Annotated in this window: 20 protein-coding genes; 10 read left to right on the top strand and 10 right to left on the bottom strand. The window is 70.6% G+C overall.

Annotation, left to right across the window (positions count from 1 at the left end; all coding sequences use genetic code 11):
* The first annotated feature begins 30 nt into the window (after nt 1-30).
* The 5 genes from ACFVJQ_RS42010 (at nt 31) to ACFVJQ_RS41990 (ending at nt 7,033) form a co-directional block, all read left to right on the top strand.
* The gene (locus ACFVJQ_RS42010; RefSeq protein WP_385790995.1) at nt 31-2,022 is read left to right on the top strand and encodes a ricin-type beta-trefoil lectin domain protein; all 1,992 of its coding nucleotides are present in this window, start codon (nt 31-33) and stop codon (nt 2,020-2,022) included.
* Between the two features lie 92 nt (nt 2,023-2,114).
* Nucleotides 2,115-2,723 (top strand): (2Fe-2S)-binding protein, encoded by a 609-nt coding sequence (locus ACFVJQ_RS42005; protein WP_385515409.1) that lies wholly within the window; start codon nt 2,115-2,117, stop codon nt 2,721-2,723.
* A gap of 2 nt (nt 2,724-2,725) precedes the next feature.
* Complete coding sequence (locus tag ACFVJQ_RS42000) at nt 2,726-3,706, top strand: FAD binding domain-containing protein (RefSeq protein WP_385515408.1); 981 nt, start codon at nt 2,726-2,728, stop codon at nt 3,704-3,706.
* On the top strand, nt 3,703-5,946 hold the full coding sequence (locus ACFVJQ_RS41995; RefSeq protein WP_385515407.1) for a xanthine dehydrogenase family protein molybdopterin-binding subunit: 2,244 nt from the start codon (nt 3,703-3,705) through the stop codon (nt 5,944-5,946). The genes ACFVJQ_RS42000 and ACFVJQ_RS41995 overlap by 4 nt, the downstream gene beginning before the upstream one ends.
* 4 nt (nt 5,947-5,950) lie before the next feature.
* Nucleotides 5,951-7,033 carry an XdhC family protein gene (locus ACFVJQ_RS41990; RefSeq protein ID WP_385790994.1) on the top strand — a complete coding sequence of 361 codons (1,083 nt, stop codon included), beginning with the start codon at nt 5,951-5,953 and terminating at the stop codon, nt 7,031-7,033.
* On the opposite strand, the gene ACFVJQ_RS41985 is transcribed toward ACFVJQ_RS41990, so the two are convergent.
* Nucleotides 6,984-9,722: an AAA family ATPase gene (locus ACFVJQ_RS41985; protein ID WP_385790993.1), complete on the bottom strand. Its 2,739-nt coding sequence runs from the start codon at nt 9,720-9,722 to the stop codon at nt 6,984-6,986. The two genes, ACFVJQ_RS41990 and ACFVJQ_RS41985, sit on opposite strands and share 50 nt — an antisense overlap.
* Before the next feature lie 395 nt (nt 9,723-10,117).
* On the opposite strand from ACFVJQ_RS41985, the gene ACFVJQ_RS41980 reads away from it, so the two are divergent.
* Entirely contained in the window at nt 10,118-12,388 is a 2,271-nt protein-coding gene (locus tag ACFVJQ_RS41980) for an MMPL family transporter (protein ID WP_385515404.1), read from the top strand.
* Between the two features lie 144 nt (nt 12,389-12,532).
* On the opposite strand, the gene ACFVJQ_RS41975 is transcribed toward ACFVJQ_RS41980, so the two are convergent.
* Together ACFVJQ_RS41975 and ACFVJQ_RS41970 are read right to left on the bottom strand one after the other, a co-directional pair.
* Nucleotides 12,533-12,907: a GntR family transcriptional regulator gene (locus ACFVJQ_RS41975; protein WP_385515403.1), complete on the bottom strand. Its 375-nt coding sequence runs from the start codon at nt 12,905-12,907 to the stop codon at nt 12,533-12,535.
* The gene (locus ACFVJQ_RS41970) at nt 12,904-13,677 is read right to left on the bottom strand and encodes a hypothetical protein (protein ID WP_385790992.1); all 774 of its coding nucleotides are present in this window, start codon (nt 13,675-13,677) and stop codon (nt 12,904-12,906) included. Before ACFVJQ_RS41970 ends, ACFVJQ_RS41975 begins: the two co-directional genes overlap by 4 nt.
* A 187-nt stretch (nt 13,678-13,864) precedes the next feature.
* On the opposite strand from ACFVJQ_RS41970, the gene ACFVJQ_RS41965 reads away from it, so the two are divergent.
* A complete protein-coding gene (locus tag ACFVJQ_RS41965; RefSeq protein WP_385515401.1) occupies nt 13,865-14,068 on the top strand; it encodes a hypothetical protein in 204 nt (67 codons plus the stop codon).
* Between the two features lie 153 nt (nt 14,069-14,221).
* The gene (locus ACFVJQ_RS41960) at nt 14,222-15,934 is read left to right on the top strand and encodes a sigma-70 family RNA polymerase sigma factor (protein WP_385790991.1); all 1,713 of its coding nucleotides are present in this window, start codon (nt 14,222-14,224) and stop codon (nt 15,932-15,934) included.
* Nucleotides 15,935-16,126: 192 nt separating this feature from the next.
* Here ACFVJQ_RS41960 and ACFVJQ_RS41955 read toward each other — a convergent pair whose 3' ends face one another.
* The 4 genes from ACFVJQ_RS41955 to ACFVJQ_RS41940 all read right to left on the bottom strand — a co-directional run bounded on the left by ACFVJQ_RS41955 (nt 16,127) and on the right by ACFVJQ_RS41940 (nt 20,167).
* Nucleotides 16,127-16,651 carry a hypothetical protein gene (locus tag ACFVJQ_RS41955; protein WP_385515399.1) on the bottom strand — a complete coding sequence of 175 codons (525 nt, stop codon included), beginning with the start codon at nt 16,649-16,651 and terminating at the stop codon, nt 16,127-16,129.
* A 112-nt stretch (nt 16,652-16,763) separates the two neighbouring features.
* Nucleotides 16,764-17,144: a PPOX class F420-dependent oxidoreductase gene (locus ACFVJQ_RS41950; protein WP_385515445.1), complete on the bottom strand. Its 381-nt coding sequence runs from the start codon at nt 17,142-17,144 to the stop codon at nt 16,764-16,766.
* Nucleotides 17,145-17,221: 77 nt separating this feature from the next.
* Nucleotides 17,222-18,574, bottom strand: coding sequence for an aldehyde dehydrogenase family protein (locus tag ACFVJQ_RS41945; RefSeq protein WP_385790990.1), 1,353 nt, complete (start codon nt 18,572-18,574; stop codon nt 17,222-17,224).
* Between the two features lie 84 nt (nt 18,575-18,658).
* Nucleotides 18,659-20,167: an MFS transporter gene (locus ACFVJQ_RS41940; RefSeq protein ID WP_385515397.1), complete on the bottom strand. Its 1,509-nt coding sequence runs from the start codon at nt 20,165-20,167 to the stop codon at nt 18,659-18,661.
* 158 nt (nt 20,168-20,325) lie between these two features.
* On the opposite strand from ACFVJQ_RS41940, the gene ACFVJQ_RS41935 reads away from it, so the two are divergent.
* Together ACFVJQ_RS41935 and ACFVJQ_RS41930 are read left to right on the top strand one after the other, a co-directional pair.
* Nucleotides 20,326-20,742 carry a MarR family winged helix-turn-helix transcriptional regulator gene (locus tag ACFVJQ_RS41935; RefSeq protein WP_385515396.1) on the top strand — a complete coding sequence of 139 codons (417 nt, stop codon included), beginning with the start codon at nt 20,326-20,328 and terminating at the stop codon, nt 20,740-20,742.
* A gap of 656 nt (nt 20,743-21,398) precedes the next feature.
* The gene (locus tag ACFVJQ_RS41930) at nt 21,399-22,049 is read left to right on the top strand and encodes a class I SAM-dependent methyltransferase (protein WP_385515395.1); all 651 of its coding nucleotides are present in this window, start codon (nt 21,399-21,401) and stop codon (nt 22,047-22,049) included.
* Nucleotides 22,050-22,301: 252 nt separating this feature from the next.
* On the opposite strand, the gene ACFVJQ_RS41925 is transcribed toward ACFVJQ_RS41930, so the two are convergent.
* The 3 genes from ACFVJQ_RS41925 to ACFVJQ_RS41915 form a co-directional block, all read right to left on the bottom strand.
* A complete protein-coding gene (locus ACFVJQ_RS41925) occupies nt 22,302-22,976 on the bottom strand; it encodes a type 1 glutamine amidotransferase domain-containing protein (protein WP_385790989.1) in 675 nt (224 codons plus the stop codon).
* 233 nt (nt 22,977-23,209) lie between these two features.
* Entirely contained in the window at nt 23,210-23,623 is a 414-nt protein-coding gene (locus ACFVJQ_RS41920) for a DUF4345 family protein (RefSeq protein ID WP_385790988.1), read from the bottom strand.
* A gap of 43 nt (nt 23,624-23,666) precedes the next feature.
* Nucleotides 23,667-24,143: SDR family NAD(P)-dependent oxidoreductase (locus ACFVJQ_RS41915; protein WP_385790987.1), on the bottom strand; the 477-nt coding region annotated here is incomplete at its 5' end.

The following is a 24,143-nucleotide window of genomic DNA, read 5'->3' as shown; positions in this document are numbered from 1 at the left end:
TCCTTCCCCCTTCCTCCCCTGGAGAGCCGCATGTCCCGCACCGCCGCACGAACTTGGACCAGGCGCATCACCGTCCAGGTGCTCGCCGCCGTACTCGCCGTCGCCGGCCTGGCCACGCTTGACCGGCCGGACTCTTCGGCGCCCCTGTCCGCCGAACCGGCTGCCGTGAGCACCTCTCAGACAGGTGTCACGCCGCCGCCGATGGGCTGGGCGTCGTGGAACAGCTTCTTCAGCAGCATCGACCACAACGTGATCAAGCAGCAGGCCGACGCCCTGGTCTCCTCCGGCATGGCCGCCGCCGGCTACAAGTACGTCAACCTCGACGACGGCTGGTGGCAGGGTCAGCGCGACGCGAACGGCAACATCGTCGTCGACGAGAACCTGTGGCCGGGCGGCATGAAGGCGATCGCCGACTACATCCACAGCAAGGGCCTCAAGGCCGGCATCTACACCGACGCGGGCAAGAACGGCTGCGGCTACTACTACCCCACCACCCGGCCCGCGGCGCCCAACACCGGTATGGAGGGCCACTACCAGCAGGACCTGGAGACCTTCCAGCGGTGGGGCTTCGACTACGTGAAGATCGACTTCTGCGGTGGCCGTGTGGAGAGCCTGGACCAGGAGACGACGTACAAGCAGATCGCCGCCGCCAACGAGGCCGCCTCGGCCGTGACCGGCCGCAAGCTGGTGCTGTCGTTCTGCGAGTGGGGCTCCGGACTGCCGTGGAACTGGGCGCCGGGATACGGCGACCTGTGGCGCACCAGCGTCGACATCCTGCAGAAGGACGAGACCCCGCAGCTGACCAAGATGTACTACAACTTCGACGAGGCCCTGCACCCCGCCGCCCAGCACACCGGCTACTACAACGACCCCGACATGCTGATGGTCGGCCTGAACGGAATGACCGCCGCCCGTAACCGGCTGCATATGAGCCTGTGGTCGATCGCGGGCGCCCCGCTGCTGGCCGGGAACAACGTGGCCACCATGACCACGGAGACCCGCGACATCCTCACCAACCCCGAGGTCCTCGCCGTCAACCAGGACCCGCGCGGCCTGCAGGGCGTCAAGGTCGCGGAGGACACCCGGGGCCTGCAGGTGTACGGCAAGGTGCTCTCCGGCACCGGCAAGCGCGCGGTCATGCTGCTCAACCGCACCGGCTCCGCCGCGAACATCACCGTCCGCTGGGCCGACCTTGGCCTTACCTCAGCCTCCGCTACCGTGCGCAACGCCTGGACCCGCACCGACGCCGGATCGTTCGCGACCAGCTACACCACCGCCGTACCCGCGAACGACGCGGTACTGCTGACCGTTTCCGGCACCGAGGCCTCCGGCAGCACCTACGAGGACACCACCACCGCCACCACTCCGACGTTCAGCAATGTCACCGCCTCCACGGCGGGCACCAAGCTCATCGACATCACCTACGCCAACGGCGGCAGCACCGCCCGCAAAGCCACCATCCAGGTCAACGGCCAGTACAAGTACGTCGTCGCCTTCCCGCCCACCGGCTCGCCCACCACCTATCGGACCGTCTCCCTGCTCGCGCACCTGGCCAAGGGGGCGAACACAGTCAGGTTCGCGGCGGTCTCCGGCAGCACCACCCCCGACATCGACGCCCTCCGCGTCCAGGGCATCCCCGGCACCGACGGCGCGGCCCTCGTCGGCGCCGCTTCCGACCGCTGTGTGGACATCGACAAGAACGCCCATATCAACGGCACCAAGCCACAGTTGTGGGACTGCTCCGGTGGACGCAACCAGACCTTCCAGCAGACCTCGCGCGGCGAACTCGTCGTCTACGGCGACAAGTGCCTCGACGCCGTAGACGACAACGAGGACGACAAGGTGGTCATCTGGGACTGCCATGGCGGCGCCAACCAGAAGTGGACCGTCCACTCGGACGGCACCATCACCGACCTCAACGGCAAGTGCCTGGACGCCTCTGGCGCAGCAACCGCCAACGGCACCGGCCTGATCCGGTGGGAGTGCAAAGGCCAGGCCAACCAGAAGTGGACCCTCAGGTGAGCGGCGGGGCCACGAGACCAGTCGAAGTGACAGATGTAACCGGAACCACCGGGACGGAGGCTGAAGACCCGAACAGAAAGGCAGGGCATTCCATGCCGGACGAGGTGTCCCCTCACCCCAGTCGCCGCGTCGTGGTCGGCGGCGGACTGGCCGTCGGAGCCGCCGTAGCGGCCGGTTCGTATCTGTCCGCGACGTCGGCGGAGGGCACGCCCGCCGCCGAAGCGATGCGACAGGTCTCCCTCACCGTCAACGGCGAGCGCCTAAAGCTCGCCGTCGACCCGCGCGGCAGCCTTCTCGACACCCTGCGCGAGGAGGTCGGCGTCACCGGCCCCAAGAAGGGCTGCAACCAGGGGGCGTGCGGGGCGTGCACCGTGCTGCTCGACGGACAGCGCGTCCTGTCGTGCCTCACCTTCGCGGTCCTGCACGACGGGCAGGAGGTCACCACCGTCGAAGGCATCGCCGACGGCGACCGCCTGCACCCCGTGCAGCAGGCCTTCATGGACCACGACGCGTTCCAGTGCGGCTTCTGCACCTCCGGGCAGATCATGTCGGCTGTCGCGCTGCTGGAGGAGGAGCAGCCGGGGATCGCCGAGGACCGCATCCCGGAAGCCATGAGCGGCAACCTGTGCCGGTGCGCGGCCTACTGCAACATCAGGGACGCGATCTCTTCGGCCTCGGTCACGATGGCGAAGGGGCGGTAGCCGTGGAGCCTTTCGAGTACGTTCGCGCACGCAGCGTCGGCGAGGCGGTCGGTCTTCTCGCCCGTCACCCCGACGCCGAGGTGGTCGCCGGGGCCACCGATCTGACCACGCTGATGCGGGACGGCATCCGGCGGCCGAGCCATCTCATCGACCTCAACGGGCTCGCCCTCGACAAGATCTCCGCCCTGCCGGACGGCGGGCTGCGCATCGGCGCGCTGTGCCGCAACGCCACTGACGACCAGCGGATCGTGCGGCGTTTCCCCGTCCTTGTTGAGGCGTTGCGCTCGGGTGCGTCCCAGCAGATCCGCAACCGCGCCACGTTCGGCGGCAATCTCCTGCAGCGGGTGCGCTGCCCCTACTACCGGCAGCCCGAGTTCGCCTGCAACCGTCGCGATCCGGGTTCCGGTTGCGCGGCGCTGGACGGTGACAGCAGTCGGCACGCCATCCTGGGCACCAGTGGCTCCTGTGTCGCCGTCCATCCGTCCGACTGCGCCGTCGCACTCCAGGTGCTCGACGCCGAGGTCGTGGTCCGGGGGGCCCGTGGGGAGCGACGTATCCCGATCGACGCCTTCCACCGGCTGCCGGGCCGGACACCCGAGCGCGAAGTCATGCTGCGCGACGACGAGATCATCCTCGCGGTCGAGCTGCCCGGTCGTGCCTCCTCGGCGCACTCCCACTACGTCAAGTTCCGTGAACGCGCCTCGTATGCCTTTGCGTTGGCGTCCGCCGCCGTCGCCGTGGAGGTGCGCGGCGGCACGGTCCGCTCGGCGCGGATCGCGCTGGGCGGCGTCGCGCCCAAGCCCTGGCGCGCGAGGGCGGCGGAGCACGCCCTGCTCGGCCGGCCCTTCGACGAGGACGCCATCGACGCGGCCGCCCGCGCGGCGACCAGTGGCGCGGCCCCGCGCCCCGACAACACGTACAAGGTGAAGCTGGCCCAAGCGGTCGTGCGGCGGGCCCTCACCGAACTCGGAGGTGCGCGATGACGTTCAGTACCGACAGTGCCGCGGTTCCCGAATCCGGGATCGGCGCGCCGGTGAACCGCGTCGAGGCGCGCGACAAGGTCACCGGCTCGGCCCGCTACACCGCGGACGTGCGCCTGCGGGGCATGGCGCACGCCACCGTCGTCACGAGCACGATCTCCGCGGGCCGGGTGCGCCGTATCGACACTGGACGGGCCCTGTCCGCGCCCGGCGTGCTCACCGTCATCACCCACCGCGACCGGATGCCCTGGCGGGGCACCCCCGCCGACACCGGCTACCTCGAGAATCGCTTCCCGCTCGCCGACGACAAGATCACCTACTACGGGCAGCACCTCGCGATCGTCGTCGCCAGGAGCCTGGAGCAGGCCCAGCACGCGGCGTCACTCGTGGACATCGACTACGAAGAGCACAAGCCCGTGCCCACGATCGACGAGGCGTTGCCCGACGCCTACACCGCGAGTGGACGCCTCATCCGCCCGCCGTGGCCGCAGCACGTGGTGCTCCCGCCGGGCGCCGACCCGCAGGCGGCACTGGCCGACGCGGACGTGCGCACCGACTCCACCTATCGGGTGCCGCACTTCAGCCACGTGCCGCTGGAGCCGGGCGCGGTGGTCGCCGACTGGTCGGGCGGCACGCTCACGCTGCACGACTGCAGCCAGGACGTGCACGGCCACCGGGAGGTCGTGGCCGCCGTGTTCGGGCTGCCGCAGGAACGCGTCCGGGTGCTGTCGCCGCTGGTCGGCGGGGCGTTCGGCAACAAGACCGACGTGTGGGGGCACTCCCTGCTCGCGGCGCACGCGGCCAGGGTGGTCCGACGCCCCGTCAAACTCGTGCTCAGCCGCAAGCAGGTGTTCACCTCGACGGGCCACCAGCCGCCGATCGTCCAGCGCATCCGGCTCGGCGCCAGCAGGGAGGGCAGGCTCGCCGTGATCCTTCACGACACAGTGAACGCGACCGAGGTGCGCGGCGACCGGCCCGAGCCCGCCATCGTCTCCACCGCGGCCTCCTACGCCGCACCGGTCCTGGCCATGGACGCGAAGGTCGCGAAGGTGAACATCGGCCCGTCCATCAGCCTGCGCTCCCCGGGCGACGCCCCCGGCTCCTTCGCCCTGGAGAGCGCCATGGACGAGCTGTCCTACCGCCTCGGCATGGATCCACTGGAGCTGCGCCGCCGCAACCACCTCACCACGGATCCGCTGACCGGCAAGCCGTGGAGCGCCAAACACCTCCTCCAGGCCTACGAGATGGGAGCCGAGCGTTTCGGATGGGACCGGCGCACGGCCGAACCCCGCTCGATGCGTGACGGCGGCGAACTGGTCGGCTACGGCATGGCCACCGCCGTACGCGGCGAAATCCCCGACCAGGCGCGGGCCGAGGTGGAGATCCGCGCCGACGGAACGGCCCAAGTGCGCACGGCCACGCAGGAGATCGGCACCGGGGCGCTCACACTCGTTGCCCAGATCACGGCGGCGGGCACCGGCGTGCCCCTGGGCAGGGTGTCCGTCCGCGCGGGCGACACCAACCTGCCCAGGACCGCGGGCAACGCAGGGTCTCGCACCACGGGCTACACGGGCTCCGCTGTCCACCTCGCCGCCGAGAAGGCCCGCAAGGCCGCGGTGCGGATGGCCGTCACCGACCCGGACTCGCCCCTGTACGGGCTGGCGGACGGCGAGGTCGAGGCGGCCGACGGGAGACTGTTCCACCGGGACGACACCAAGCGCGGGGAGACGTACCGCGCCCTGCTGGCCCGCCACGACGGCGAGCCGGTGCTGGCCGACGCGAGCTACACCCCCCGGACCTCCCACTCCGTGGCCACCTTCGGCGCGCACTTCACCGAGGTGCGGATCGACCCGGACCTGCCGAGGGTCCGCGTCACCCGGCACGTGGCGGTCTTCGACGTCGGCCGGATCACCAACCACAAGGCGGCCAGGAACCAGGCCCAGGGCGGCATCGTGTTCGGCATGGGCTGGGCGCTGATGGAGAAGCTGACGCCCGATCCGGTCTCCGGCCGATACGTCGACTCCGCGCTCACCGACTACCACATCCCGGTCAACGCCGATGTCCCCGACATCGAGGTCCTGTTCATCGACGAGCCCGACACCATCGCGCACCCGCACGGCAGCAAAGGCATGGGCGAGGTCGTCTCGGTCGGCGTCGCCGCGGCCATCGCCAACGCCGTTCACCACGCCACCGGCAGGCGGATCACCGACCTGCCCATCACCCCCGACAAGCTGGTGGGGTGACGCCGTGCGCGACATACTTCCGCAGCTGGCGCAGTGGTGGCGCGAGTCCCGGCCGTTCGCCCTCGCCACCCTTGTCGACGCGGCCGGCAGCACGCCGTTCCCGGTCGGCACGGCGATGGCCGTCGACGGCGAGGGCACGGTGCTCGGCGCGATCAGCGGCGGCTGCGTCGACGCCGACGTCGCCGCGACCGCGCAGGAAGTGCTGCGCGACGGCCGTCCCGTGCTGCGCCGCTACGGTCCCGCCGGCCCTGACAGCGGACCGTTCGACGTCGGCCTGACCTGCGGGGGCACGGTCACGGTCTGGACCGAGCCGGTGCCGGCGGACGGCGCTCGGTGGCTGCCCGTCCTGGCCGAGGCCGTCCGGGCCGGGCGCCCCGTCGCGCACGCCGTACGGCTGTACGACACCGGCTCCTCGCACCTCGTCGTGCTGCCCGACGGCGGCCGGGAGGGCAGCCTCGGCACGGGCGAGGCGGACCGCGATGCCGAGGCGACGGCGCGGCTTCTGCTTCCGGAAGGCGGCACCGCGGTTATCAGCACCGGTCCACATCCGGACGTCTTCGTCGCCGCACACCGCTCCCCGCCGCTACTGACGATCGTCACCTGGACGCCGGTGGCCGGGCCCCTGGCCCGGATCGGCGCCGAGCTCGGCTACCGGCCGGTCGTTCTGGAACACCGCCCGGCGTTCGCGGCGCAGGCACGGGACGCCGGTGTGGAGGTGCTTCCCGGGCTGCCGCAGACGGGACTGCGCACCCTGCGCGGCGAAGGCACGCTCGACCGCCGCTCCGCCGTCGTGGTGCTCACGCACGACGCGCGCATCGACGTACCGGCGCTGCTGGAAGCCGCGGAGGCGGGCGTCGGATACCTGGGCGCGACCGGTTCGGCGGCGACGGTCCGGGACCGGAGCGGACGGCTGCGCGCCGCCGGACTCGACGAAGCGGGGTGCTCGGCGATCCACTCGCCGATCGGCCTGCCCCTCGGCGGCCGTGCCCCGGCCGAGGTCGCCACGGCGATCGCGGCCCAACTCGTCGCCGTACGCGTCAGCCAACGGCATCCAGATCCGCGTCGCGCAGTTGCGAGCGGCTGCTGATGCCCAGCTTCGGGAACACCTTGTACAGGTGGTAGCCGACGGTCCGCGGGCTCAGGGAGAGCCGCGCGCCGATCTCCCGGTTGCTCAGCCCCTCCGCCGCCAGCCGGGCGACCTGCAGCTCCTGGACCGTCAGCCGAGCCGAGGGATCCCCGCCACGCCGACGGGGCGCACCTCCCGCCGCACGCAGCTGGGCGCGGGCGCGCTCCGCCTCGTCCCGCGCCCCGAGGCCCGCCAGTGTCTCCAGTGCCGAGCGCAGCTGTGTTCTGGCCTCGCCCTCACGCCGGTTCCGACGCAGCCACTCCCCGTACAGCAGTGCCGTATGCCCCCGGGCGAGCGGAGCGTCCGCCGCGCCCGGAGCCGAAAGAGCCGCCTGGAAGTGCTTGTCGGCCGTGTCGCCCTCCGCGAGCAGGGCGCGGATGCCGTGCCGGGACAGCTCGGGCCAGGCCAGAGTGGTCCGCTCCGACCACTCCTCGAACGCCCACGCCGAGTGCTCGGCGGCTTCCCTGCGGTCCGCGCGCACCTGCGCCTCCACCACATCGAGGACGGCCTGCCGGGCCACCTGGCGGTGGGCGAACGGTGAACCCGGCTCGCCCAGCGCCGCCAGCCGCTCACAGGCCTCCGTGTAGTCGCCGGCGGCCAGGGACAGCCGCCCCAGCGCCCACTGCGCGGTGCCCGCCGCCGACCTGTTGCCCTGCGGCACCGCCAGAGCCTGGGCGCGCTCGGCGTACCCGCGGCACTCCGCCGCCTCGCCGCGCCCGGCGGACAGCAGGGCCAGCACCGCGAGCAGATCCGCCTCCAGGACCGGTTGCCCGACATCCCGGGCCATCCGCAACCCCTCCTGCGCGTGCGCCTCGCACTCGGACCACAGCCCGATCCGATACTCCAGATCCGCAAGCCACGACAGAAGCAGTCCACGGACCGCGAGCATGCCGGACGTCGCGAAACGGTCGCAGGCTTCCAGGATGAAGGACCGGGCCGTCCGAGGGGAGGGCCCGAGGTTGCTCAGCGCGGCAGGCCATACGTGGCGGTGGGCGTCGTTGCGGCTGAGGCCCTCCGGCGCGGCCCGGAGGATCTGCCAGGGAGTCAGCCCGTCCCGGGGACGGCCGACGACCGCGTCCGCCAGCCAACTCCCGTACCGCGCATACCCAGAATCTTCGCCGCCGGCGGCCTCGATGAGCCGCGCGGCTCGCAGGGCCTCGTCCGTCCGGTCGGAGCGCAGCGCCCCGTCCACCGCCATGAAAGCCAGGGTCGCCGCCTGGCCGGGGGAGTCGTTGATGAGCGCGGCCGCACTGTCCAGCAGCCGGGCCGTCGCCGCCTGCTGATCGCCGCCCCAGAGCTCCATCATGCCCCGCAGCCGGTCCAGTTCCAGCTGAGTCCCCACGTCCGCGGGCTGGGACAGGGCCTCCGTCAGCAGCGGGTGGGCCAGTTGGGGGCTGCCCGACTTCCAGGCGGCCTCTGCCGCGGCGGCGAGTCGCCTGGTGCGTTGCTGCTCCGTGGGGCTCAGCAGCGCGGCCCGGTGCAGTACGGCCGCGGCCGTGGCGAGTCCGCCCCTGCGGCGCACGGTGGCCGCGCCGGCTTCCAGTGCTTCGGCCAGTTGTTCGTCGGGGCCGGTGGCCGCGAGCGCGCGGTGCCATACGGCCCGTTCGCGCTGCCCGCCCTCCGGGGGCTGCGTCGCCAGCTCGTCGGCGAGCGCGCGATGCGCGAGCGCACGCTGACGAGCGGACGCGTCGGCATACACCGCCGCCCGTACGAGCGGATGCCGGAAGCGCAGCCGGGCACCGGACACCTCCTCCAGGTGCCCGGCTGCCTCCACGACGTCCAGTGCCCGCTCGTCGACCGCCAGCCTCCGGGCTGCTGCGAGCACGGTGCCGGTGTGGCCGCTGTCCTCCGCTGCCGCTACCAGCAGCAGGGTGCGGGCCGATTCGGGCAGTTCCCGGGTGCGTTCGGCGAAGACCTCGCGAAGGCGCAGGCTGAGCGGGGCGGTGCCGGTGAGTACGACCTTCTCCGCGACGTCCGCCGGACTGCCGAGCCGTACCAGTTCTTGGAGGGCCAGCGGGTTGCCTCCCACGGCGTCGGCGACGGCGCGCCTGGCCGGACCCGGGGTCCCCCAGCCGTGCTCGTCGAGGAGGGCGGACGCGGCGTCCGGGGCGAGCCCGCGCAGCGTGAGCCGCGGCAGGTCCCGAGGGGCCTCGCCGGCTTCGCGGACGGCGGCGAGGAAGGCGATGGGGCGGCCCTGGAGGCGGCGGGCGACGAAGAGCAGCACACCGGCGGTGGCCGGGTCGAGCCAGTGCAGGTCGTCCGCGACGAGCAGCAGCGGGGTGCGGGCCGCGGCCCGGTCCAGCAGGGACAGCACGGCCGTACGGACCATCAGATCCGCGGCGGGCGCGGTGGACTGGCCCAACGCGCTGCGCAGGGCGGCGACTTGATCGTCCGGCAGCTCCGGCAGCCGGTCGAGCAGCGGTGTCAGCAGCCGCTGTAATCCGCCGAAGGCCAGGGCGACTTCGGCCTGGACGCCCGAGCAGGTCAGTACACGCGTGCCGCTGCCGGCCGCGGCGACAGCACGCCGTAGCAACGCGGTCTTGCCGACCCCGGCATCCCCCTCCACGATCAGCGCTCCGCCCTGGCCCGCACTGGCCTCCGCGACAAGCCGGCTCAGTGCGTGGAGTTCCTTATGCCGCCCGTGGAGCATGCGGTGAGGCTACCTCGGGCGGGCCTTGGGGTGTCGGCCTGTGCATGCCCGACCGGTTCGTCATCGGCCTCAAACGCGCTGGCCGGGGTGGTTGGGTGACGAACGCCTCAATTGGGTCGATGTGTGGCGCGAGGATCCCGGCGAGGCTATTGTTGAGGCGTGTAGAACGACCGGTCTTTCTGTAAGGGTCAGCTGTCGACGCAGGACTTCCTCCCTACGCACATCGACGCCGAGGTGCTCCCCGCCCTCGGCTCAACCACCGCCTGACAAGGCCCGCACTCAGCCCTGACGTGACCGCCCACGTCGTAGGGCCGATCAGCCCTGCCTCCCCGCCGGGTTGATCACCCCTGCCCCGAAGAACCCACGACCCACGACCTGACTGGGAGTACGCCCTCGTGGCCACGTTTCTGTACAGACTCGGCCGACTCGCCTTCAGGCGACGGCATTTCGTCGCCCTCATATGGGTGGCACTGCTGACGCTCGCGGGCTTCGCCGCGGCCAGCGCCCCCACGGCGGGCAATACGTCCTTCTCCGTCCCCGGCACCGAGGCCCAGAAGGCCTTCGACCTGCTGGAACAGCGCTTTCCCGGGATGAGCGCCGACGGTGGCACCGCCCGCGTCGTCTTCAAGGCACCCGCCGGCGAGAAGATGACGGACGCCGCCAACAGGGACACCGCGCAGAAGACCGTCGACGCGCTGGGCGAAGGCTCCGAGGTCGCCTCCGTCGCCGACCCGTACAAGGCCGACGCCGTCAGCAAGGACGGCACGATCGCCTACGCGTCGGTCAAGTACAAGGTCCCCGGCATGGAGCTGGAGGAGGGCACCCGGGAAGCCCTGGAGGATGCCGCGCAGGACGCGCGGGAGGCCGGGCTGACCGTGGAGGTCGGCGGAGACGCACTCCAGGCGCAGCCCGAGACCGGCGCCGGCGAGATCATCGGTATCGCGGTCGCCGCTGTGGTCCTCGTCATCACCTTCGGCTCACTGGTCGCGGCCGGCCTGCCGCTGCTGACGGCGCTCATCGGCGTCGGCATCGGAGTCTCGGCGATCACCGCCCTCGCCAGCGCCCTCGACCTGGGCTCGACCACGTCGACTCTGGCCTCGATGATCGGCTTGGCGGTCGGCATCGACTACGCCCTGTTCGTCGTCTCCCGCTACCGGACCGAACTGGGCGAGGGCCGCGAGCGCGAGGAGGCGGCGGGCCGGGCCGTCGGTACCGCGGGCTCGGCGGTGGTGTTCGCCGGCCTCACGGTCGTGATCGCGCTGGTGGGCCTGTCCGTCGTCAACATCCCGATGCTGACGAAGATGGGTGTCGCGGCCGCCGGCACGGTCGCCATCGCGGTCCTCATCGCACTGACGATGATCCCCGCGCTGCTCGGTTACGCGGGTCGCAGGGTCAAGCCGGCGGGCGAGAAGAGCAGGTTCCTGGGCGGCGCCCGGGCCGCGCGGAAGGCCGCTTCGGCCAAGGCGGCCAAGCCCAACATGGGCACGCGCTGGGCGAGGTTCGTCGTACGCCGTCCGCTCGCCGTCCTGCTCCTCGGCGTCGTCGGCCTCGGCGCCGCCGCCGTCCCCGCGGCCTCCATGGACCTGGGCATCGGGGACGACGGCTCGCTGCCGACCTCGACGACGCAGCGCAGGGCGTACGACCTGCTGTCCGACGGCTTCGGCCCCGGCTTCAACGGACCCCTGGTGGTCGTCGTCGACGCGAAGGCGAGCGACGACCGGGATGCCGCCTTCACCGAGGTCGCCGACCGGATCAAGGGCCTCGAGAACGTCGCGACCGTGACGCCGGCCGCCCCCAACAAGGCGGGCGACACGGCCACGATCACCGTGATCCCGGACTCCGAGCCGTCGTCGGTGACCACCGAGGACCTGGTGCATGCGATCCGGGACGCGGGCACGGACATCAAGGCCGACATGGAAGCGGACGTGCTGGTCACCGGGACAACGGCCATGAACACCGACATCGCGCAGAAGCTGAACGACGCGCTGATCCCGTACCTGGCCCTGGTCGTGGGCCTGGCGTTCCTGCTGCTGATCGTGGTCTTCCGTTCGATCCTCGTCCCGTTGAAGGCGGCCCTCGGCTTCCTGCTGAGCGTGATGGCGGCCCTCGGCGCCGTGGTCGCGGTCTTCCAGTGGGGCTGGATGGCCGACCTCGTGGGCGTCGACGAGACCCGCCCCATCGTTGCGATCATGCCGATCTTCATGATCGGCGTGGTCTTCGGCCTCGCGATGGACTACGAGGTGTTCCTCGTGACCCGGATGCGAGAGGCGTACATCCATGGCGAGAAGCCGAGCCAGGCCGTGGTGACCGGCTTCAACCACGGGGCACGGGTCGTGACGGCCGCGGCGGTGATCATGATCGCGGTGTTCGCGGGATTCGTCGGCTCCAGCGAGGCGATGGTCAAGATGATCGGCTTCGGACTGGCGATCGCGGTCTTCTTCGACGCGTTCATCGTGCGGATGGCGATCGTCCCGGCCGTGCTGGCCCTGCTCGGCAAGAAGGCGTGGTGGCTGCCGAAGTGGCTGGACCGGGTGCTGCCGAACGTGGATGTCGAGGGGGAGGGGCTGCGGACGCAGGGTGACCGGGCCCACTCGTCCGGCTCGTCCGGCCCGGGCGATGCGAGGGGTGCGGGTCCGGGTGAGGAGCAGGGACTGGTGAAGGTCTGAGTGCTCAGACCTCGGCGGCCCCCGGTCTGACGGTGTGTGGTGAGCACATCATCAGACTGGGGGCGCTAGCGGTAGGCGGATGGCTTCTCCGACTGGAGAGGATCGGGCTGGTGCTGCCGCCACGGGTGGCGGGGCCGGCCGTCGTCAGTCCAGGGCCTCGCGGACGGCGGCCAGGATGGCTTCGGTGTCGGCGCCCAGCGCGCGGGCAGCTGAGGTGAAGTCCCTGGCCAGTGTGGCGAGTTGGTCCGGGCCGGGGCGGGTTGGTTCGGACGGGGGTGTCGCGACCCGGGTGCCTGCCCCACGGCGGGTGCGGATCAGTTTCGCGGCCTCCAGCTCACGGTAGGCGCGGGCCACGGTGCCCGGTGCCAGGCCGAGGTCGGTGGCGAGCTGACGTACGGTCGGCAGGCGCTCGCCCTCGGTCAGCCGGCCGGTGACAATCAGGGCGGCGAGCTGGGCGCGGATCTGCTCGTACGGCGGTACCGGGCTGGTGGTGTCGACGCGGACGGCGAGTGCAGTCATCGTCGGGCCGTCCGGGGCGCTACTACGGCGAACAGGGACCATGCCAGGGTGATCAAGGACAGCAGGCCCAGGGGGTAGATCGCCAAGAAGGTGATGGTGCCCATCATGCCTGCGCAGTTACTCTGCGTCAGGTAGGTGTGGATCATCAGAACGACGAGCGACAGCTGGGCCGAGACCAGTACCCCCCAGGCTGCGATGATCGCCCGCGAGCGGTCGCGGCGCTGTTGGTCGTCGCCCGCACGGCGGGCGACACGACGCAAGGCCCAGGCGCAGGCAACCGTGCCGATGGCGAGAGAGCCGAGTATCTGGCTGCCGTGGAACATGCCGGGCCAGAGAATGACGGGTGGTTCGGTTCCGTCACAGCCGTCATGCGCCCCGATTGCCCGGTTCATAGCGTCTTGGGTGCCCAAGGCGTCCCCCACACCCGCCAGCGCGACGAGGAATACCGCCTGGAGGAGAAGCAAGAGAGTGATACGGGGTGGCACATGGTCTCGGACTCGGCGTGGGGTGAGGCTGGCGGTGCGTACCGCGTCCCGAGGGTGGGGGGTGAGGGTGTCGCCGAGCAGGACGCCGCCCACGGCGCACAGGCCGAAGGCGGTCGCGAAGCTCACCAAGGGCACGCCGGCGTCGAAGCTGCTGATGCCGTGATTGGTGAGGTCCATGGTGGCCCATAGCGGTGCGGCCACGACGCCGACAGCCAGACCGGCCCAGCGGGCGTAGCGGTCGGTGTGGGCGCGGAGGCGGGATTCGGGCTGGTGGGTATCGAGCATAGGAAGACCTCAGTGAGTGATGGCGCTGCGTGGCCTGCGCCGGCGGCAAGACCGGCTTGTATCGAGTAGTAAGTACAAGATGCCCCGAGTGGAATCTTGTGTCAATGGCTCGATACAAGTTGGGTGAGTGGCCATGCACTCCAACCGGGATGCCGGTCCTGTGGGCCCTGGCCGCTCCGGAGAGCCGATGCTCGAGAAGGTCCGTCAGCTGATCGGGTCGGTGAACGACTCACTCAAGGGCCAGCTCGACCTGGAACAACATGGCGGCCGCACATGCGAGGGCGTGGCCGTGCGCGTCGCCCAGCGCGTCCTCGTGCCGGCCGCCGCGATCTGGGACAACCTCCTGACCGGCCAGGCGGTCAGCCGCTCACTGACCGCTTGTCACCACTGAACGTGTTCGGAAAGACTCGTCCAGCGCCCGGTCCGCTGCTTCGAGCTTGGGGATCGGGTTCGCGGCGCGCTTGTTGTTATCCCACTCCTCGGGCCGGGGTCTCCCATATGACAGGCAAGGCACTTCGAGCATCGGGAAAGGAAGTGGTCAGCCGTGGCAGCGAGTAGCGAACGCGACGCTGCGTTGGTCGATGCGGCCCGGGAGGGGGCCCTGTGGGCACAGGATGAGCTGGTCGCCGCGTATCTGCCGCTGGTGTACAACATCGTGGGCCGGGCACTGAACGGGGACGCCGACGTCGACGACGTGGTGCAGGAGACCATGCTCCGTGCGCTCGGCGGGCTCGGCTCGTTGCGCGATCCAGAACAGTTCCGGTCCTGGCTGGTGGCCATCACGATGAACCGGATCCGCAGCCACTGGCACACCCGCCAGGCAGCGCCGGCCGTTGTAGGACTGCAGGACCTCCACGACGTGGCCGACCCCGGCGCGGACTTCGTGGACCTGACGATCGTCCAGCTGGGGCTTCAGGGACAGCGGCGGGAGGTGGCCGAAGCCACCCGCTGGCTGGATGACGCCGACCGTGAGCTTTTGGCGCTGTGGTGGCTGGAGGCCGCGGGCGAGCTGACCCGGGGCGAGGTGGCCGCGGCGCTTCAGTTGTCGCCGCAGCACACCGCGGTGCGGGTGCAGCGGATGAAGGCCCAGTTGGAGACGGCCCGCCTGGTGGTGCGGGCGCTGGCCGCGGTGCCCCGCTGTGTGCTGCTCGACGACGGCATCAGGCTCTGGGACGGCGTCCCGTCGGCGCTGTGGCGCAAGCGGATCGCGCGGCACGCCCGCGACTGCACGCTTTGCTCGCGCCTGCAGGCCGGCCTGCTGCCCGCCGAGAAGTTGCTGGTGGGTCTGGGCCTGGTGGCATCGGCCGGCGCGCTGTCCGGCCTCGCGGGGCTCGCGCCCGTCGGGGACGACGGCTTGCCTGCCCAGAACGCAGCCTTCGACGCCGGCGTGCAAACGGGTACAGGTGGTCCCTCGGACCTGGCGGTGCACACAGATCAGGGCAGCCCCGCCGAGTCGGCCCAGCACAGCGGGAAGGCCGCCCCGGGCGCCGGCGGTCGGTACCCCGCCGTCGGGGCGGACACCATCGTCCTTGGCACGCAGGGGACCGGCAATCTGCCTGGACGCCGCAGCCTGCGAATACAACGCCGCATACCGAGGCGGCGTCGTGCCGCCGTGGCCGCCGCCGTCACACTGATCACCGCCGGAGGCACTGGCGCGGCAATGGCCATCCTGTCGCCGGACACCAGGCACCAGCCGGTGCGGGCGATCACCACCCCCGAGGGGGAGCCGGAGTCCGCATCCGGATCCTCGACGCCGTCGCCGACCGCATCCCCCACGAGGTCGGCCACAGCCGAATCCACGGCCTCGCCGTCGTCCCCGCCGGCTACCAGCCCGCCACCGACCGGTGCAAAGCCCACGAGGCAGACAACGCCGCCCACGCGCGCCTCAGCCCCGAAGCCGACCGTCAAGACGACCCCGACCGCTCCGTCACTGACCTCCCAGCTGATCGCCTTGCTCAATGAACGTCGCCGTGCGCTGGGACTGCCCGACGTCAAGGAGAATGCCCAACAGGTGCAAGCCGCCCAGGCGTGCGCGGACAAGAACGCCGCCCGACAGCCCGGCCCCAGCGAGCACTGCGGTTACGAAGTCCTCTACTGGTCCCCCAGTACCTCCGCCACACCGGAGGAGATGATGGAGACCTGGTTCAACAGCCCCGGGCACAAGGCAGCCCTCACCCACCCCAGTTCCCGCTACGCCGGCGCCGGAAGTGCCGTGGGCCCGAGCGGACTCATCTCTGCTCTCAACATCGACTACTAGGTGGTTTTGTTTGGATCCGGCGGTCGTTGGTCCGGATGTGCCGTTGACAGATGCGCTGAGCTGACCAGCCCGCGGCCGGAGCCCCCGAAAAGGAGCGCTACGAGGTGAACGGCCCCGCCGCTGGAGCGTGATGTGGACGCCGGTCCACGGCGGAGGCTGCCCGTCCCGCGCGGCGGGCCGCCGGCGTAACGGTCAGGCTGCGTGGCCCAGCACCACTGGCCCGGCGGGTGCCGCGGCCCGGGCCGCGGTCGCGTGCACGGGACGGATGGTGGAGACGGTGGCCGCGACCTGTGAGCGGCTCCGCGCGAAGACAACGAGGCGCAACACCGCGAACCGCCCGATACCGGCGAGCGCGGAGGCGGACAGGTAGACGACCTGCTCAAACACCACACCGGGTGCCGCCACCAGTTGCTGCAGGACAAGCATCGCGACGGACGTCACCGCATACGCGGCCGCCGCGGACCCGGCCGACTGCGCATGCTGGCGCCGGGTCGCGCGCCCGCCTGCGCCGAAGGTGAAGCGGGCATGCAACTCGGTGGCGAGGAGCGTGGAAACCACGGTGATCAGAGCGTTGGCGAGGCCCCAGTACATCCAGGAGGCGAGGGCCGCCACGGCGAAGCTGGAGGCGAGCCCCACTCCGCCGCCGAAGAGTACGAAGCGCGCGAAGGCGGTGAAGGTGCCGGGTGCCGCCTGCTGCTGACTCCGCGCTGTCTCCATGATCCCACCCCCTTGATCGCTCGCTCTTGTCTGCCGTGACCGTCTGATGGCATTCACCAAGGCCATCAGACAAGGAGCCCCCGACTGCGGGAGCTGACGGTGCGTCATCCCGTCAGGCGGTGAGCCGCACGCGGATGCCCAGCGTGCTGTCCGCGCCCCGCAGCCGGCTCTCGAGGATCATGAGGCGGCCGAGGATGCCGTACTTGCGGGCGATGAGTTTGCGGTAGCGGGCGCCGGTCGCCTCGTCGGTGATCTCGGCGGTGGCCGGGACCTGTTCGCCGGTCGGGTTGCCGCGCAGGTCGCAGGGGCCGACGAGGATGTCGCCGCGGGACCGGATCCGCTTGACCTTCCAGGAGTCGGCGGGTGTCCGCACGCCCAGCGTGTCGCCGTCGCGGACCACCCACACCGGGGTGGCGACCGGGGTGCCGTTCTTGCGGTAGCTGGTGACGAGCATGTATTTGCCCGCGCCGAGCTGCTCCAGCGTGTCGTCCATGATGCGGTTGTGCTCCTTGCTCTTGTGTTCGAGGTCGTGGGCGGCGTTCCGCATGGGGGTGCCTTCTTCCGGGTGGGTCAGCCCAGCGGGACGTCGAGGACGGCCTTGCGGTGGCTGAAGGTCTCGATGGAGTAGCGGCCGTGGTAGTTGCCCATGCCGCTTTCGCCGACGCCGCCGAAGGGGAGGGTCGGCACGGCGAGGTGGTGCATCGGCAGGCCGAAGTTGAGGCCGCCCGAGGAGGTCTCGGCGGCGAGGCGGCGCTTGGTGGTGTTGTTCTCGGTGAAGGCGTAGAGGGCGAGCGGCTTGTCGCGCTCGTTGATGAACGTGATCGCCTCGTCGAGGTCCGCCACGGTCAGGATCGGCAGGATGGGGCCGAAGATCTCCTCCTGCATCACGGGCTCGTCGGGCCGGACATCGGCCAGCACGGTCGGGGCGAGGTACGTGTCCGCGCGGTCGGTCTGCCCGCCGGTGACGGTACGGCCGGAGTCCAGCAGCGCGGACAGCCGGTTGAAGTGCCGCTCGTTGATGATCCGTCCGTAGGCGTCGGACGTCTGCGGGTCCTCACCGAACAGCCCCTTGATCGCGACGACCAGGGCGGCCTCCAGCTCGGTCGCGGTGTCCGGGTCGGTCAGGACGTAGTCGGGGGCGACACAGGTCTGTCCGGCGTTGGCGAACTTCGTCTGCGCCAGGCGCTGCGCGACCGTGGCGATGTCGGCGTCCCGGTCCACGAACACCGGTGACTTGCCGCCGAGTTCGAGGACGACGGGGGTGAGGTTCTTGGCGGCGGCGGTCATCACGATGCGGCCGACCGTGCCGTTGCCGGTGTAGAAGATGTGGTCGAAGTGCTGCTCCAGCAGCGCGGTGGTCTCGGCCGCTCCGCCCTCGACGACCGCCGTCGCGTCGGTGTCGAGGTACGCGGGCAGCAGCTCGGCCAGCAGTGCCGAGGTGTGGGCGGCGTAGTCGGCGGGCTTGATGACGACCGCGTTGCCGGCGGCGAGCGCGCCCGCGACGGGCACGAGCAGCAGATTGACCGGGTAGTTCCACACCGAGATGACCAGGGCGACGCCCAAGGGGTCGAAGACGGTGCGGGCGGTGCTGCCAGGGACTCCAGGCACCGTTACGGGGGCGGGCTGCGGGGCGGTCCACTCCTCCAGGTGCTCCAGGTAGTCGTCGATTTCGACGATCGTGGTGTTGATCTCCATGGCGTCGGCCTCGGCGCGGTTCTTGCGCAGGTCGGCGTAGAGGGCGTCGGCTATCGCCGCGCGGTTGTCGGTGAGCAGGTCGCGCAGGCGGATCAGCTGCTGCCGACGCCAGGCCAGGGGCTTGGTGCGGCCGGTACGGAAGGTGGCGCGCAGCCGGTTCACCAGCGCGGTGGCTTCGGCGGCGGTGAAGGTGTCGTCGAGGGTGAAGGCTGCCTTGGTGTCAGTCACAGTCGTGTCCTGTTCGGGGTGGGAGGGAAAGCCGACCGGGACCCGGGGGGAAGGAAAGTCGCGGCCCTGTTGCGTGTGGCGCGGTCAGACCCTGACGGCCGTGCGTGCGGGCGCGGTCTCGGCGTCGTCCGACGGGGCGGCCGTATCGGTGGCAGATGAGGGGGACCTGCGGCGGATCGCCAGGCCCACCATCGCCACGCCGATGACCAGCAGGAACGCCATACCGGCGAGGGCGAAGGTCAAGGTGTACTGGCTCTCGGCGGGCAGGGCGGGGACTCCGGCGGGCAGGTTGTCGAGTGTCTGGGAGGCGAGCAGGGAGGTGACGACCGCGCTGCCGATCGCACTGCCGGTGGAGCGGGAGATGGAGTTGATGCCGTTGGCGATGCCGGTCTGGTGGTGCGGGACGCCGGCCACGATCAGGGCGGGCATCGCGGCGTAGCCGAAGCTGATGGCGACGCCGACGACCATGCCGGCCAGGATCACCGACGCGGTGGTGTCGTGGGCGAGGGTCAGCCAGGCGAAGCCGATGACACCGAAGGCGGCGCCGACGGCGAGGGTGAGACGCGCGCCGATACGGCGTACCAGCATGCCTCCGAACTGGGCGGCGACGAGCGAGACGAGGGCGGAGGGCAGCAGGTAGACGACGGAGGCGCGCAGGACCGAGGCGCCGAAGCCGTAGCCGGCGATCTCAGAGGGCGTCTGGACGAGGTAGGAGACGCCGATGAACTGCGCGAACATGGCGAATCCGACGAGCAGTCCGGCGACGTTGGTGAACAGCACCGGGCGGTGGACGAACATCTTCATGTCGACCAGGGGGTCGCGGACCCTGCGTTCGATCACGACCCAGATGACGGTCATGACGGCGGCGCCGGCGAAGAGGGCGAGCGTGCGGGCCGAGGTCCAGCCCCAGGTGTGGCCCTGTGAGATGGGCAGCAGAAGCAGGACGAGCACCAGGGCGAGGCCGGCGGCGCCGAGCCAGTCGGTGCGCCCGCCGGTCCGGGTGCGAGGAGCGGGGACTGCGACCGCGACCGCGATGAGCGCGGCGGTGGCGAGTGCGGCGGCCAGCCAGAAGACCTGGTGGTAGTCGGGGTTGGCACCCTGGGAGAGGAGTCCGGCGCTCACCAGGGCGAGGCCGCTGCCGAACCCGAGCGTTCCGCTGACCAGGGCCATGGCGCCGGGCAGCCGCGCGGGCTCGACCTCTGCCCGCAGCACGGACAGCGCGAGCGGGAAGATCGCGGTGGCGGCGCCCTGCATCACACGGGCCACGATGAGCCACAGCATGGAGCTCGTGGTCGCGGCGAGCACGGATCCGGCGACCATGACCACCAGCACGCCGAGCAGGGTCGGCTTCGTGCCGTGCTGATCGCCGAAGCGGCCGAGGAGCGGCGTGAAGACCGCGGCCGACAGCAGCGTGGCGGTGGTAACCCAGCTGACCTGCGCAGTGGTGGCGCCGAGGTCGTTCTGGATGATGCCGAGGATCGGGATGACCAGGGTCTGCATCATCGACACGACCATGGCGGCGAGGCCCAGTACCAGGACGAGGCTGAGGCTGCCGGTGCGGCGCTCCGGCGCGGCGGCAAGGGAGGACTTCACGGTCTTCTTTCCGGTGGAAGGGATGCCCGAAGGATGGATGCATCGATGGTCGAGGAGTGAGACCATTGAGGTACTCGATGCTTTAGGACATCAAACAATAAGAGCTTGGTGACTGTCAAAGGTTGAGAGGTTCAAGCTTTTCGCGGTACTCTCGAGGCATGTCCCCGATCCCGTCCAAAGCGCAGCTCATGGAGTTGCTCGCCCACTCGGTCAGTACGCACTACGCCGACTTCACGACAGCCGCCGCCGACATGGGCCTTACCTCCAGCCAGGCAAAGACCCTCACGGTGCTGCGTCGCGCGCCCGCCTCGATGCGCTCGCTCGCACACACCCTCGCCTGCGACGCGTCGAACATGACCGGAATCATCGACCGGCTCGAAAAGCGCGACCTGGTCCGCCGCGAGGTCAGCACCACCGACCGCCGCGTGAAGAACGTCGCCCTCACCGAGGTGGGCGAGAAGGCGATCGACACGATCCGCGAGCGGATGGAGCAGACGCAGACCGGCCTGGACCAGCTGTCCGACGAGGAGCGCGCCGAACTCTTCCGCCTGCTGACGGTCGTCTTCCCGCGCTGATGCGCGCTGTGCGGGTGCTTGTACGCCGAGCAATCGAGCGGTGACTGGAGGGTCGACCGGGTCCCGCGAGTGATCTTTGCACGCAGTCGGACGGCGGCGAAGGCGGACTCGACGAGGCCGGAAGTCCGTGGACGGATCAGTGTTCGGCGGGGATGGTGCAAGTCGGCAACTCGGCCTCGTCATCGGTGATTTCTTGACCCCTTGGGGAACCTCGCGCTGTCGTGGCGGGCGCACCTCTTGATCGCCTGGAGCACGTCTCGCGGTTCCTGGCGTTGTGAACGCCAACGCCTTTGACGCAGGAGGCCGCGATGGCCTCGGGCGGGGCCTTCCGGAAGGCGAGAGCTTCGTCCCCGGCTGCCAGGACCGCAGCCCGCATGCCGCCGTGGGCGCAGCAGCAGAGCAGGTCTGCGCAGGGCTCTGTCGGCTCGCATTAGTCGTCGTTGAGCGCCAACAAGGTTTTCAACCGGGGTGACGAGTGGCGCGGGGCCTTCGGAGAAGCTATCGTCGAAGTAGAACGACCGGTCTTTCTGCTGAGTTCTGGGTTATCCGGGCGGGCCCGCCTCCAGGCGGAGCAGTGCCACGGGTTCCTGGTGCACCGTACGGGGCCCGTTCACACCGACCCGATCGACCACCGCACTCCCCGACAAGGCCTCGACATGACCACCAGCACCGCGCCCCGAAGAGCCCGGCACTGCCGTCTCTGCAGGCCTCCGCAGGAGGCGAACGACTACACCCTCTTCCTGCGCCAGTGGGTGCGCTCACCTGCCCGCATGGGGGCCATCGCGCCCAGCTCACGGCACTTGGCCGAGGCGGTCTGCGCCCCCGTGCCGGAACGCGGCGAGTCCGTCGTGGTGGAACTGGGTGCCGGCACCGGACCGTTCACCGCCGAGATCCAGCGCCGGCTCGGCGGGCGCGGCCGCCACCTGGCCGTCGAGATCGATCCACTCCTCGCCCAGCGCCTGCGCGACCGCCACCCGGGGGCGGAGGTGATCCAGCGCGACGCCGTACACCTGCGCCACCTGCTGGACGAGCGCGGCATCGAGAGCGCCGACGTGGTGGTCAGCGGCCTGCCTTGGGCACTTTTTCCCACCGCCGTCCAACATCGGCTGATGGACGCGACGTCCGCAGTGCTCGCCCCGGCGGGTGCATTCACCGCGTTCACCTACCTCCACGCCGTTCCCCTCAGCCCCGCCCGTCGGTTCCGCGGGCTGCTGGCCGAGCGCTTCGAGGAAGTCGTGCCCAGTCGCACGATATGGCGCAACACACCCCCGGCCTTCGTCCTCCACGCCCGCAGACCCCGCCCATAACCCCTGCTTCTGTCGTGGTCCACACCCTCTGGGGAAACGGGGTGGCCCAGCCGAGTCGAGGAAGCGCTCGAACTCGCGACGCTTCCCTCGTTTGCCTCCGGCGAGGCGGTGACTGAGGCGGTCAAGGGCGGGCGCGATCCAACCCAGCCGTGTCGCCGGCTACGCGAGCGACGGCGGGGGCTTGTACGCCTGGCGGCCCGCTCGGGGCCGCGGACAGCGGTGACGACGGGGACGCCCAGGTGGCCGTACGGGTTATTCGGTCTCGGCCAAGGCAGCGAGAATCAGGTCGCTGACGGCCTTGGTGGAGACCGGGTTCTGTCCTGTGATCAGGCGGCCGTCCCGCACGGCGTGCGGTGTCATCGGAACGGTGGAGCGCACATACTTGGCGCCCTTGGCGCGCAGTTCGTCCTCCAGCAGGAACGGCACCCTGCCCTTCACCCCGGCCAGCCTTTCCTCGACCGTCGCGAAGCCTGTGACGGTGCGGTTCCGTACGAGCGGATTCCTGTCGGCGTCACGGAGGTTGATGAGGGCGCAGGCGCCATGGCAGACCGAGGAGACGATGCCGCCCCCGCCGTAGATGGCCTCGGCTGTTCCCCGCAGGTCGGCACTGTCGGGAAAGTCCCACATAGTGCCGTGCCCACCCGTGAAGAAGATCGTGGAGTAGTCGTCCGGATCTGCGTCGGCAACGGAAGCGGTGGACTTCAGGGAGGTCATGAAGGCCGGGGCGGCTCGATAATTGCGAACCGTCCGGTCGGCGAACAACCGGCCCTGGCTTCGAGGGTCGAGCGGTACCTCGCCGCCAGCCGGACTCACCACATCAACGGTGTGGCCGTTCTTGACCGCCTTGTCGTAAAAGTGGACGAGCTCACCCAGCCACAGGCCGGTCGGGTGCGTGCTCGCCCCGTAGGTGGCTTGGTTGGTCACCACCGCCAGAATCCTTTTCCGTCTCACTCTTCCCACGTCTCCTTCTCCGCGATCACCGTCCCCGAACTGCGCCGAGCCTTGACTTGCCCATCGTCCGGGCAGCTCCACCAACCCGCACACGACACTCGTCCGCGAGCACCTACTGGCCGCCGCTCAAACCCGTGAGCCGCTCCAGCGCCACAGGGCCCACCTCGACACGCGCTGTGCGACCGGCCTGGCAGCCCACGACGGGTGCTTCAGGCAGCCGCCGCCACTCGTCTGGATCTGAGTGCGGTGCTGTGCGCCCGGACGATGACGATCGAGAGGGTGAAATCCAGGAGGGCGGAGGCGAGGAAGACTCCCACCGGGCTGGGGATGCCGTCCCGGGCGAAGGAGACCAGTCGGCCCACGCCTCCGAGGAAGATCGGGACGGCCAGGAAGTAGACGAGCACTCCCTGCCGGCGGATCGTTGCCGCCGCCCAGAAGAACAGGGGAGCCCATCCGATGTGGACGCCCGCCAGGAAGCGGTGCACGTTGTCCGCGTCCGCCCCACCCGCCGGAGCTCCCTGCGCCAACAGTTGCAGGCCGTCTCCGAGCGCGATGGCGGTGGCCAGCAGCAGGCAGACGCGGACGATGGTGTCGGCTGCTGCGACAGGAACGCGGGCCGCCATCACGACTCCTTGGGTGTTGGGGAGTTGGCCTCGGAATTGGTGGTCAGGCCTGCTCGGTGGGGCGTACGAGCAGTTCGGCGACGGCCACGTGCCGGGGGCGGGTCACGATGTAGCCGACGGCGTCGGCGATGTCCTGGCTCTGCAGCCGCTCGATGTCACCCAGACCGGCGGCGAGTGCCTTCAGAACCGGTTCCGGGTTGTGCGTGCGCAGTTCGGTGTCGACACTGCCCGGCTCGACGACGGACACGCGGACGTGCTGGCGTGCCAGCTCCTGGCGCAGCGACTCGCTGAAGGCGTTGACACCGAACTTGCTGGCGCTGTACACGGCCATCATGGGGTAGGCCTGACGGCCGTTGAGCGAGCCGATGTTGACGATGTCGGCGACCTGGCGCGGCTCATCGGCGGCTGCCTTCACCAGGTGGGGGACGGCCGCGTGGGCGGTGTACATCAGGCCCATGAGGTTGATGTCGATCATGCGCCGCCAGTCGTTCAGGTCCGCGCCGGGAGCGGGCCCGAGCAG

The organism is Streptomyces sp. NPDC127197, assembly GCF_042672405.1.
Lineage (GTDB): Bacteria > Actinomycetota > Actinomycetes > Streptomycetales > Streptomycetaceae > Streptomyces > Streptomyces flavusporus.
The sequence above is the reverse complement of the archived record's forward strand: the minus strand, read 5'-3'. Positions and strand labels throughout refer to the sequence as shown.